This is a genomic window from Janthinobacterium sp. SUN033 (assembly GCF_030397595.1).
Classification (GTDB): domain Bacteria; phylum Pseudomonadota; class Gammaproteobacteria; order Burkholderiales; family Burkholderiaceae_D; genus Janthinobacterium; species Janthinobacterium kumbetense.
Map to the genome: position 1 here is coordinate 528048 of NZ_JAPQNV010000005.1, position 12428 is coordinate 540475.

Annotated in this window: 9 protein-coding genes; 8 read left to right on the forward strand and 1 reads right to left on the reverse strand. The window is 63.8% G+C overall.

Translation table 11 applies throughout. The annotated features are described in order from the left end of the window. Nucleotides 1-206 precede the first annotated feature (206 nt). From OX460_RS22990 to OX460_RS23025, 8 genes are all read left to right on the forward strand, one after another. The gene (locus tag OX460_RS22990; protein ID WP_289900045.1) at nucleotides 207-1241 is read left to right on the forward strand and encodes a glycosyltransferase family 4 protein; all 1035 of its coding nucleotides are present in this window, start codon (nucleotides 207-209) and stop codon (nucleotides 1239-1241) included. A 26-nt stretch (nucleotides 1242-1267) separates the two neighbouring features. Further along, a complete protein-coding gene (gene asnB / locus OX460_RS22995) occupies nucleotides 1268-3136 on the forward strand; it encodes an asparagine synthase (glutamine-hydrolyzing) (RefSeq protein WP_289900046.1) in 1869 nt (622 codons plus the stop codon). 7 nt (nucleotides 3137-3143) lie between these two features. Next, a complete protein-coding gene (locus OX460_RS23000) occupies nucleotides 3144-5159 on the forward strand; it encodes an alginate lyase family protein (protein WP_289900047.1) in 2016 nt (671 codons plus the stop codon). Further along, entirely contained in the window at nucleotides 5156-6466 is a 1311-nt protein-coding gene (locus OX460_RS23005) for a UDP-glucose/GDP-mannose dehydrogenase family protein (protein ID WP_289900048.1), read from the forward strand. Before OX460_RS23000 ends, OX460_RS23005 begins: the two co-directional genes overlap by 4 nt. Next, on the forward strand, nucleotides 6447-7709 hold the full coding sequence (locus OX460_RS23010; RefSeq protein ID WP_289900049.1) for a glycosyltransferase family 4 protein: 1263 nt from the start codon (nucleotides 6447-6449) through the stop codon (nucleotides 7707-7709). The genes OX460_RS23005 and OX460_RS23010 overlap by 20 nt, the downstream gene beginning before the upstream one ends. 49 nt (nucleotides 7710-7758) lie before the next feature. Further along, a complete protein-coding gene (locus OX460_RS23015) occupies nucleotides 7759-8913 on the forward strand; it encodes an NDP-sugar synthase (protein WP_289900050.1) in 1155 nt (384 codons plus the stop codon). A 20-nt stretch (nucleotides 8914-8933) separates the two neighbouring features. Further along, nucleotides 8934-10388 carry a mannose-1-phosphate guanylyltransferase/mannose-6-phosphate isomerase gene (locus tag OX460_RS23020; RefSeq protein WP_099665069.1) on the forward strand — a complete coding sequence of 485 codons (1455 nt, stop codon included), beginning with the start codon at nucleotides 8934-8936 and terminating at the stop codon, nucleotides 10386-10388. A 74-nt stretch (nucleotides 10389-10462) separates the two neighbouring features. Continuing rightward, the gene (locus tag OX460_RS23025; RefSeq protein ID WP_289900051.1) at nucleotides 10463-11503 is read left to right on the forward strand and encodes a TIGR03790 family protein; all 1041 of its coding nucleotides are present in this window, start codon (nucleotides 10463-10465) and stop codon (nucleotides 11501-11503) included. A gap of 65 nt (nucleotides 11504-11568) precedes the next feature. On the opposite strand, the gene OX460_RS23030 is transcribed toward OX460_RS23025, so the two are convergent. Continuing rightward, nucleotides 11569-12291, reverse strand: coding sequence for a PEP-CTERM sorting domain-containing protein (locus OX460_RS23030; protein WP_251350025.1), 723 nt, complete (start codon nucleotides 12289-12291; stop codon nucleotides 11569-11571). Between the last annotated feature and the right edge of the window lie 137 nt (nucleotides 12292-12428).

The window sequence follows — 12428 nt, forward strand, 5'->3', positions numbered from 1 at the left end:
GAAGTTGTTGCCGAACACGTAAACGGCGCTCAGAATGCACCATGGGTGGTGTTCCTTGGAAGAAAATTGTTGTAGATGTTAGCGCAATGCAGCAAATATATTTGTCTTCGCGTCTAAATTACAAAAGTACAACATATAATACCAATATGACTACGATAATGCTGCTAGGACCTGCACTCAATGCGGTGAGCGGGGTAACCACCCATTTGAATCAACTATTTCACAGTTCTTTGTCGCAAGACTACAAGCTCGTGCACTTCCAGGTCGGCAGCGAGGGCCGCAATGAGTCGCGCCTGCACAAGCTGCTGCGTTTCGCCTGGAGCCCCGTGCAGTTCGTGCAGGCCATGCGCAAGCAGCACCCGCAGATCGTGCATATCAACACGTCCATGGAGTGGCGCAGCTATTGGCGCGACATCGTGTATCTGCTGCTGGCCAAGGCCATGGGCAAGCGCGTCGTGTACCAGGTGCATGGCGGCGCCTTGCCGCAGGTGTTTTTCAACGGCAAGCCATTGCTGACGGGTTTGCTGCGGCGCGTGTTGCGCGCGGCCGATGTGGTGGTGTTGCTGGCGCAATGCGAACTGCAGGGCTATCGCGATTTCGATCACGCGCTGGCGCTCGACGTGATACCCAACGCCATCGATGCGGGCAGCGACCCCGGCGACAGGCCGCTCGTGCCGCAGCGTCCGCTGTCACTCGTGTACGTGGGGCGCCTGGCGGAAAGCAAGGGCCTGTTCGACTTGCTCGAAGGGCTGCGCCTGGCGCGCGCCGCAGGTGTGCAAGCCACGCTGGCGCTGGCCGGCAGCGGCCCCCAGGAAGCGGCGCTGCGCGAGCGCGTCGCCGGGCTCGGCTTGCAAGAGGCGGTGCGCTTTCTCGGCCCCGTCTTTGGCGCCGAAAAGGAAGCCGTGTGGCGCCAGGCCGACCTGTTTGGTTTCCCCACCTTGCACCAGGAAGGCTTGCCGTATGCGTTGCTGGAAAGCATGGCCGCGCGCACGCCCGTCCTGGTGTGCCCCGTGGGCGCGATAGCCGACGTGATGCAGGATGGCGTGCATGGCGTGTTCTTGCCGCGGCGCAATCCCCAGGCGCTGGCGGATGCCATCGCGCGTCTCGACGGCGACCGCGCCCTGTTGCAGCGCATGGGGCAAGCGTGCCGCGAGCGCATCGAAAGCGCCTATACGGTCGAGCGCCTGGCGCAGGATTTTCGCCGCGTCTACCGCGCCTTGCTGGCGCCGCCGGCAGTCTAGCCGAACCCTTTTTTAAGCGAGCCCATATGTGCGGTATTGCCGGTTTGATCTTCCCCTCGTCCGTCGCCGGCTTGCCCGCGGCGCTCGACGCCATGGGGCGCGCCATCGCGCACCGCGGTCCCGATGACACGGGCGTGCTCAATGCGGCCACCGCCGACGGCGCCTGGCAGCTGGGCTTGCTGCACCGCCGCCTGTCCATCATCGACATCGCCACGGGCCACCAGCCGCTGGGCAATGAGACGGGCGATGTGCAAATCATCTTCAATGGCGAAATCTACAATTTCCAGCCCCTGCGCGACGAATTGATCGCGCTGGGTCACCATTTCCGCACGGCATCCGACACGGAAACCATCGTGCATGCCTACGTGCAATGGGGCGAGGAGTGCGTGCAGCATTTCCGCGGCATGTTTGCGTTTGCCATCTGGGATGCGCGCAACGACCGCCTGTTCATGGCGCGCGACCCATTCGGCAAGAAACCCCTGTTCCTGTGGCAGCACGAGGGAAAACTGGCTTTCGGCTCGGAAATCAAGGCGCTGCTGGCCTTGCCGGACGTGGCGCCGCAAGCGGACGAGGCCGCCATCTGGGATTATTTCGCCTACCGCTACGTGCCGGGCCCGGCCACCTTGTTCCAGGGCATCCGCAAGCTGGCGCCCGGTTCCACGGCCACGTGGGAAAACGGCGTGCTGCGCGAGCGCGTGTATTACACGCCGCCCGACAGCCGGCCCCGCCTGGCGGCCCTGTTGCCGGCCGACCCCGTCGCCACCTTCCTCGACAAGCTCGATGAATCGGTCCGCATCCGCATGATTTCCGACGTGCCCTTCGGCGCCTTCTTGTCCGGCGGCATCGATTCGTCGGCCGTCGTGGCGCTGATGTCGCGCCATGCGGGCGTGCCCGTGAAGACTTTTTCCGTCGGCTTCAAGGAGGGCGGCTTCAGCGAGCTGGCGTACGCGGCCGATATCGCGCGGCAATTTTCCACGGAACACCATGAGCTGGAAGTGTCCGTCGACCAGGTCATCGCCTTGCTGCCCGACCTCGTGCGCTTCCGCGACGCCCCCGTGGCCGAGCCATCCGACATTCCCATCTACCTGCTGGCGAAGGAATCGCGCAAGACGGTGAAGATGGTCTTGACGGGCGAAGGTTCCGATGAAATCCTCGGCGGCTACCCCAAGCACGTGTACGAGCGCTATGCGGGCAACTACCAGATGCTGCCGGGCCTGCTGCGCCGGGGCTTGATCGAGCCGGCCATCGGCGCCTTGCCATACCGTTTCCGCCGCGCCAAGACGGCCATCGTCAACCTGGGCCTGGAAGCGTTCGACGAACGCATGCCGCGCTGGTTCGGCATGATGTCCGACCAGGAACGCGCGCGTCTGGTGGCCATGCCGGCACCGGCGCGCCAGCGCGATCCTTCGCTGGGCTGCGGCAGCGCCGGCAACAGCGCCTTGCGCCGCATCCTGTGCTTCGACCAGCTGAGCTGGCTGCCCGACAACCTGCTGGAGCGGGGCGACCGCATGACCATGGCCGCGTCGCTGGAAGCGCGCATGCCCTTCATGGACCACGAACTGGCCGCGTATGTGGCTAGCCTGCCGGACGAGTACCGCGTGCGCGGCCGCACCACCAAGTGGATCTTGCGCGAAGCCATGAAGCAGCTGTTGCCGCAAGCTATACTGGAACGGCCGAAAGTGGGCTTCCGCGTGCCCGTCAACGAGTGGTTCCGCGGCCCCATGAAGGATTACCTGTATGAACACTTGACGGGCGCCGAGTCGCGCACGCGCCACTATTACCATACACAAGCCCTGCAGCAGGTGCTGGCCGAGCACGTGGCCGGACGGCAAAACCACGAGAAACTGCTGTGGAGCTTGCTCACCCTGGAAATCTGGCACCGCCAGTATCTGTGAGACGTCCATGCTGAGCAACCTGTCCTGGAAACTGAACCGCTTGCGCGCCATGGGGGCGCCCGAGGTGGCGCATCGCGTGCGTGATGCCTTGCAGCAACGGCTGCAGGCGCGCGGCTATGGCCTGGCGCATGTGCCGCCGCCCGCCGTGCGCCAGCGTTTCGGCGCGCCCTGGCTGGGCATGCCCATCGACACGGCGCCGCACCTGGCGGCGGCCGAACGCATCCTCGCGGGCCGTTTCGATGTGTTCGCCCTGCGCGATGCGGAGCTGGGTTTCCCGCCGCAATGGAACCGCGATCCGAAGACGGGCACCGTCGTGCCCTTGGATTTTGGCAAGACGCTCAATTACCGCGACGAAACCGTGGTGGGCGATATCAAATGCCTGTGGGAACCGAACCGCCACCTGGCCGTGGCCGACCTGGCGATGGCGTACCGCCTCGGCGGCGACTTGCGCCATGCGCAAGGTGTACAAGTCTTGCTCGAATCGTGGTGGCAGCAATGTCCGTATCCGCTGGGACCGAACTGGAGCAGCGCGCTGGAGCTGGCCTTGCGCCTGGTCAGCTGGTCGCATGCGTGGCACTTGCTCGGTGGCATCAACAGCCCCCTGTTCCAGGGTGCGCAGGGGCAAGCCTTCCTGCAGCGCTGGCTCGACAGCATCTACCAGCATTGCCACTTCATCGCGGGACACTTTTCGCGCCACTCGTCGGCCAACAACCACCTGTTTGGCGAATTGACGGGCTTGCATATCGCCGCGCTCACGTGGCCTTGCTGGCCGGAAAGTGCCGGCTGGCTGGCGCAGACGGAACGCGAGCTGGAAGCGCAGGCGCTGCAGCAGAACGGCCCCGATGGCGTGAACCGCGAGCAAGCCATTTATTACCAGCACACGGTGGCCGATGAAATGCTGCTGTGCGTGCTGGCGGGCCGCGCCAATGGCCGGCCCCGCTCGGCCGCCTTTTTGCGGCGCCTGGAAGCCATGCTGGAATTTATCGCCGCCATGACGAACGTGGCGGGCGAGGTGCCGATGCTCGGCGACGCCGACGATGCGCTGCTGGCGCACTGGGACAAGGCGCCGGGCGCCAATCCCTACACATCGCTGCTGGCCAGCGGCGCGGCCCTGTTCGGCCGCGCGGACTTCAAGGCCAAGGCGCGCACGTTCGACGAGAAAAGCGCCTGGCTGCTGGGCGAGGCGGGGAGCCAGGCGTTTGACGCCTTGCCGGACGCTGCGCCCGATACCTTGCCGCGCGCCTTCCCCGATGGCGGCTATTACGTGATGGGCGCCGGCTTTGGCACGCCCGACGAAGTGCGCCTGATTGCCGATGCCGGCCCGCTGGGCTACCTGGGCATCGCCGCGCACGGCCACGCCGATGCGCTGGCGCTGACCTTGTCCGTGGCGGGCCAGATGGTGCTGGTCGATCCGGGTACCTATGCCTACCATACGCACAAGCAGTGGCGCGATTATTTCCGTGGCACCAGCGCGCACAACACCGTACGCATCGATGGCCGCGACCAGTCCGAGTCGGGCGGCAACTTCCTGTGGCTGCGCAAGGCCAGGGCCGAGTGCCTGGCGTGGCGTGACGATGCCGATGGGCAATTCTGGAGCGCCAGCCATGACGGCTACCTGGGCTTGAAAGATGGCGTGCTGCACCGGCGCGACGTGCGCGTGGCGCCCGGCGCCGCGCTGATCGTGGTCGATGACGTGCTCGAATGCCAGGACGCGCATGAGGTGGAATTGTTCTGGCACTTTGATCCCCGCTGCCGCGTGCAACTGGACGGCCAGGTGTTGCGCGTGGCGGGCGACGCCTTCGCGCTGGAGATGCATTTACCGCCGTTGCCGGAGGCTTCCGTGCAACTGGTATGCGGCAGCGACCATCCGCCGCTGGGCTGGATTTCGCACCGCTTCGATGAAAAACAGGCTGCGCCTGTGTTGGTCTGGCGCGGGCGGCTGCAAGGCGCAGCCACCTTGCGCACGGAGTTTCACCTGAGTTTGGCTACCCCTGATCTGTCAGAAAATACGAGGAAAACATGAAAATTAGCATATTTGGTTTGGGTTATGTGGGTGCCGTCTCGGCTGGTTGCCTGGCAACGGATGGACACGAAGTCATCGGCGTCGATCCGAACAGGACCAAGGTGGAGCTGATCAATCAGGGCACCACGCCCATCATTGAAAAAGACATCGGCGAAATGATCGCCGCCACCGTGAAGAGCGGCCATTTGCGCGCCACCTTCGACGTGCGCGACGCCGTCTTTAGCTCGGACATGTCGCTCATCTGCGTGGGCACGCCGTCGCAGCTCAATGGCAACCTGGACCTGAGCCACGTGCGCAAGGTGTGCCAGGAAATCGGCGCCGCCATCCGTGAAAAGGATACCTTCCACGTCGTCGTGGCGCGCTCGACCATGCTGCCCGGCTCCATGCGTTCGCTCGTCATCCCGACCCTGGAAGCGGCGTCGGGCAAGGTGGCCGGCGTCGATTTTGGCGTGTGCAACAACCCGGAATTCTTGCGCGAAGGCACGGCCGTCTATGATTACTACAATCCGCCGAAGACGGTGATCGGCGAATCCGACGAAAAGGCGGGCGCGCTGCTGGTGCAGCTGTATGAAAAGATGGATGCGCCGCTGGTGCGCACGGACGTCGAGACGGCCGAGATGGTCAAGTACACGGACAACACCTGGCACGCCGTGAAAGTGGCGTTCGCGAATGAAATCGGCAACATCTGCAAGGCCGTCGGCATCGATGGCCACAAGGTGATGGAAATCTTTTGCCAGGACACCAAGCTGAACCTGTCGCCGTACTACATGAAGCCGGGCTTCGCCTTCGGCGGTTCGTGCCTGCCGAAAGACGTGCGCGCGCTGACCTACAAGGCCCGCAGCCTGGACCTCGATTTGCCCTTGCTGAACTCTATCCTGCCGTCGAACCAGCGGCAAGTGGAAAAAGGCATCAAGATGATCGTCGACAAAGGTGCGCGCAAGGTGGGCATCCTGGGCTTCTCGTTCAAGGCCGGCACGGATGACTTGCGCGAATCGCCGCTGGTCGATGTCATCGAGTATCTGCTGGGCAAGGGCTACGAGCTGAAGCTGTACGACAAGAACGTCAACCTGGCCGCCTTGACGGGCGCCAACCAGGATTACATCCTCAATCACATCCCGCACATTTCCAAGCTGATGGTGACGAACATGCAGGACGTGCTCGATTTTGCCGACACCATCGTCATCGGCAATGGCGCGGCCGAATTCAAGACCGTGCCCGCCAGCCTGCAGCCGCACCAGCATATCGTCGACCTGGTGCGCATCAGCAAAGAACAAAGTGGAGAGCAATATGACGGCATCTGCTGGTAACACCGTGGCAGGACAGCCGCGCCGGGTGCTGATCCTGGTGGAAAACCTGCCGTCGCCGTTCGACCGGCGCGTGTGGCAGGAAGCGACCACGCTGCATGCGAACGGTTATGAAGTGTCGATCATCTGCCCGACGGGCAAGGGCTACGAGTCGCGCTATGAAGCCATCGACGGCATCCATATCTACCGCTACCACCTGCCGCTGGAAGCGGAAGGGGCGAAGGGCTATCTGGTGGAATACTCGCTGGCGCTGTTCCACACTTTCCGCCTGGCATGGAAAGTGCATTTCGCGCGCGGCTTCGACGTCATCCACGCCTGCAATCCGCCCGACCTGCTGTTCCTCATCGGCGGCTTCTTCAAGTTGACGATGGGCAAGCGTTTCCTGTTTGACCACCATGACATCAATCCGGAGCTGTACGAAGCCAAGTTCGGCCGGCGCGATTTCTTTTATAAACTGATGGTGCTGTTCGAGCGCTGGTCGTTCCGGAGCGCCGACGTGTCGATCGCCACCAACGAGTCGTACAAGAAGATCGCCATCGAGCGGGGCGGCATGAAGCCCGAGGATGTCTACGTGGTGCGCAGCGGACCCAAGCTGGACCGCCTGCGCGTGCTGCCGCCCGTGGCGGAACTCAAGAAGGGGCGCGCCTACCTGGTCGGCTACGTGGGCGTGATGGGCGCGCAGGAAGGCATCGACCTGTTGCTGCAGGCGGCGCAATACATCGTGCAAACCCTGAAGCGCGAAGATGTGCAGTTCGGCCTGGTAGGCGGCGGCACCTCGCTGGAACAGATGAAGCAGATGGCGCAGGACCTGGGCATTTCCGACTACGTGACGTTTACGGGGCGCGTGCCGGACCAGCAATTGCTGGAAATGCTCAATACCTCCGATGTGTGCGTGAATCCGGACGTGGCCAACGACATGAACGACAAGTCGACCATGAACAAGATCATGGAATACATGGCGCTGGGCAAACCGATCGTGCAGTTTGATCTGGTCGAGGGCAAGGTTTCTGCGCAGCAGGCATCCTTGTATGCATTGAAGAACGATCCCATCGACATGGCGCGCAAGATCGTCGACTTGCTGGACGACCCGGCCCGCCGCGAGCAGATGGGGGCGTTTGGCCGCCATCGCGTGATTAACGAGCTGGAGTGGGAATATGAAGCGCCGAAGCTGCTGGCCGCGTATGCGCGCCTGTTTCCCGCCGCCGCGCCCGCCGCTCCCGTGACCTTGAGCAAGGATGGCCGCTGAAGTGCGCCGCCTGGCCAGCCATCCCCAACCCTGATGGAGCAGTTTGACGATGAAAGCGATGATATTGGCAGCAGGCAAGGGCACGCGCGTGCAGCCCCTGACCTATGATTTGCCCAAGCCGATGATCCCCATCCTGGGCAAACCCGTGATGGCTTACCTGGTGGAACACCTGGCGCAGCATGGCGTGACCGACATCATGGTCAACGTCAGTTACCTGCATGAAAAGATCGAGGAGTATTTCGGCGAAGGCCACCAGTTCGGGGTGCGCATCGGCTATTCCTTCGAAGGCTATACGAACGATGCGGGCGAGGTCGTGCCGCAACCGCTCGGCTCGGCTGGCGGCATGAAGAAGATCCAGGAGTTCGGCGGCTTTTTCGACGAGACGACGATCGTGCTGTGCGGCGACGCCTTGATCGACCTCGACCTGGCAGCGGCCCTGCGCGAGCACCGCAGCAAGGGCGCGCTGGCGTCCGTCATCACCCTGGAAGTGCCGTGGGACAAGGTGTCGAGCTATGGCGTGGTGGTCAGCGATGCCGACGGACGCGTGCGCGCCTTCCAGGAAAAGCCGGCGCAGGCCGATGCGCTGTCCAATTGCGTCAGCACCGGCATCTACCTGTTCGAGCCGGCCGTGCTGGACCTGATTCCCGCCGGCCAGCCCTTCGATATCGGCTCGGAACTGTTTCCCCTGCTGGTCGCGCAAGGCTTGCCCTTCCATGCGCAAAAACGCCAGTACAACTGGATCGATATCGGCAGCATCAAGGATTACTGGGAAGTGCTGCAAAGCGTGCTGATGGGAAAAGTGGCCCATTTGCACGTGCCTGGCACCCAGATCGCCGATGGCGTGTGGGCCGGCCTGAACACGAGCATAGACTGGAGCGGCGGCACGCGCATCGAAGGCCCCGTCTACATCGGCTCGGGTTGCCGCATCGAAGCGGGCACGACCATCATCGGGCCGGCCTGGATCGGCCATGGCAGCCACGTCTGCGGTGGCGCCGAAGTGGTGCGCAGCGTGCTGTTCGAGTACACGCGCGTGCTGCCTGGCGTGGTGCTGGATGAAATGATCGTCTTCAAGGATTATAGTGTCGACCGTGCCGGCCAGATGCGCCATGTCTCCGACTATGAAAAAGATGCCTGGGGCAATGCGCGCGACCGGCGCAGCCTGCGCCGCGACGAAACGCCGCCGGCCCTGTATGCTGCCCAATAAACTGTTTGCGAAGTGAAACCATGAAAATTTATCCAGTCATCCTGTCCGGCGGTTCGGGCACCCGTTTATGGCCGCTGTCGCGCGCTGTGTTGCCCAAGCAACTGTTACCGCTGGTAACGGACAAGACCATGTTGCAGGAAACGGCGTTGCGCGTGACCAGCCTGCCCAACCGCCGTGCCGGCGATAGCGGACTGGCCGGTTTCGACGTCATGCCGCCGCTGGTGGTGTGCGGCAATGAGCACCGCTTCATGGTGGCCGAGCAACTGCGCGAGATCGGCTTGCCGCCGCTGGGCATTTTGCTTGAGCCCGTGGGGCGCAACACGGCGCCGGCCGTGGCCGTGGCCGCGCAATTCCTGCTGGCCATCGACCCGCAGGCGCTGATGCTGGTCTTGCCGGCCGACCATGTCATCACCGACGTGGCCGCGTTTCACCAGGCGATCGCCGAGGCGGCGCTGCTGGCGGCCGATGGCGCGCTGGCCACCTTCGGCATCGTGCCGACGGCGCCGGAAACGGGCTATGGCTACATCCGCAGCGGCGCGCCCGTCAATCCGGGCGCCGCGGGCTGCAAGGTCGAGCGTTTCGTGGAAAAGCCGGACCTGGCCACGGCGCAGTCGTTCCTTGCTGCCGGTAATTATTTCTGGAACAGCGGCATGTTCATGTTCCGCGCCGAACGCTATCTGGGCGAGCTGGGGCAATTCCAGCCCGCCATGCTGGCCGCCTGCGAAACGGCCGTGCGCGACGGTTACCGCGACCTCGATTTCTGCCGCCTGCAAGAGCAGGCCTTCGCCGCCTGCCCGTCCGATTCGATCGACTATGCCGTCATGGAACATACGGCGCATGCGGTGGTGTTGCCGGCCGCCATAGGCTGGAGCGATGTCGGTTCCTGGTCGGCCCTGTGGGAAGTGCAGCAGGGCGATGCCAACGGCAACGTGGTGCGCGGCGACGTATATCTCGATGGCGTGAGCAATTGCCTGGTGCGCGCCGAGCGCCGCATGGTGGCCGTGCTGGGCGTGCAGGACCTGGTCGTGGTGGAAACGGACGATGCGGTATTGATCGCGCACAAGGACCAGGTGCAGCGCGTGAAGCAGGTGGTCGACCACTTGAAGCAGGCGGGACGCAGCGAACACGTGCAGCACCGCAAGGTGTACCGCCCGTGGGGCAGTTATGAAGGCATCGATATCGGCGAACGCTTCCAAGTCAAGCGCATCACCGTCAATCCGGGCGGCAAGCTGTCCCTGCAGATGCACCATCACCGCGCCGAACACTGGGTGGTGGTCAGCGGCACGGCGCAAGTCACGTGCGGCGAGAAGGTGACCTTGCTGACGGAAAACGAATCGACGTATATCCCCATCGGCATGACGCACCGCCTGGAAAACCCGGGCAAGCTGCCCTTGCACCTGATCGAAGTGCAGTCGGGCAGCTACCTGGGCGAAGACGATATCGTGCGCCTGGAGGATGTCTACCAGCGCGCCTGATGGCGTTCTCATCGCAGGGTAGCCGCGCCCCTGGCCGGCTGCCTCCGATCCCTTACTTACCGGTGTACCGACCCTTGCGCAACTTCCTTTGTCTTTCGCTGGCGCTGGCCGCCGGCGCCGCCCATGCCGACGCGCCAGCCGCCGCTGCCGCAGCCGTGGCGCCGCCCGGCTTGCAGGCGTCGCAGCTGGCCATCGTCATCAACGACGCCGAACCCAACAGTGTTGAGGTGGGCGAGTACTACCGCAAGGCGCACGGCATTCCTGCCGCGAATGTGGCGCACGTGAATATTCCCAACCGCCCCCGCAAGCTCAGCATCGACCAGTTCGCGCAGTTGAAGGAACGCATCAATGCGCAGCTGAAACCCGAGATCCAGGCCGTGCTGATGGTGTGGAGCGCGCCGTATGCCGTCGAATGCAATGCCATCACCGCCGCCTTCACCCTCGGTTATGACGGGGATCAATGCGCGAAGACCTGCGATCCCGGCAAGCCCAGCAAGTATTTCAACAGCGAGGCGGCGCAACCCTACACGCAGCTGGGCTTGCGCCTGTCGATGCTGCTGCCTGTCGATTTCGTGGAAGAGGCCAAGGCCGTGGTGGATCGGGGCGCCGTCAGCGGCTTTTCCGTGCCGGCCGCCAGCGCCTATTATTTGACCACCAGCGACGCGGTGCGCAACAGCCGGGCCGGTTTCTTTCCTCCCGCTGGCGTCGTGCGCCAGCGCAAGCTGACCGTCAAGAACCTCAAGGCGGACAGCCTGGAAGGGGCGCAAGACATCATGGTGTACCAGACGGGGCAGGCCAAGGTGGCCAAGCTGGATACCCTGCATTTCCTGCCCGGCGCCCTGGCCGACCACCTGACCTCGTTTGGCGGCGACTTGCAGGGCAGTAGCCAGATGAGCAGCCAGCGCTGGCTGGAGGCGGGCGCGACGGCCAGCTATGGCACCGTCAGCGAACCGTGCAGTTATTGGCAAAAGTTTCCCAATCCGACCGTGCTGCTGCGCCGCTACCTGTCCGGCAGCACGGCGCTGGAAGCGTACTGGGGCAGCGTGCTGTGGCCGGCCCAGGGCCTGTTCATCGGCGACCCGCTGGCGGCGCCGTATGCGGGTTTCCGGCGCTGAAACCGGATTCCTCCAGACAATAAAAAAGGCCCTTGCGGGCCTTTTTTCATGGTGCGGCGTGACGGTTACTTGCTTTTGCGGCGGCGCGCCAGGGCGACGAGGCCCAGTCCGGCCAGCAGCATGGCATAGGTTTCCGGTTCCGGCACGGCCGGGATTTCCGGCGTCACGGGGAGGATGCTGCCGCCCGTGAAGCCGCCACCCGAACCGCCGCCGCCGACACCGTTGCTGCCTGTGGGCAAGTTTTCACCCAGCGACGACGAAACGATCAAGGGCGCCTGGGTGTCGCCGCTGCGGGCCTGGTACGAACGGCCCGGGCCACGGTAGCCGGCCGCGTCATCGAAAGGACGGTTTTCTTCGGCGGCCACGAAGTCGCGCGTGATAAAGCTGAAGTCGCGGTCGTCGCTGGCACGCACCTTGCGCGGTTCGCCGGCACCGGCACCGTCAGGCAACTGGCGCGCGGTCAGGCGGTGATTATTCTCGGCCGAGGACGAGTTGCGGAATTCCTGGTCGGACACGATGCCGTCAAATTCCGGCGTCTTGTTCGAGCCGTCGTTGGTGCGCGTGCCGGAGCCGATGAAGCCATTGGCCAGGCTGCAGGCGCTGTAGGTGCCGTCCAGGTTGGCGTCTTTCGTATTGCCATTCGCCGATTGCGTGCTGGCCTGGCAATTCTTTTCATTCTTTTGCGCAGGCGCGGCCGTTTGTGCCTGGGCGCTGGCGCCGAAGAACATCAAGGCCGCGGCCAGCAGCAAGGGACGGGAAGAGGCTGGCGTGAAAATTGGTGTTGGCATGATCGATCTCTCAAAAAGCATGGAAGGGTGCGCCGCTGGGCGCGTATGTCCGCATGCGATTGTTGCCGCTCCCGTCCAGGCTACTGTTGCGAGCAAGGCAGGGAGTGCGTTTCAAGGTCAGGCATGGATGGGGCCTG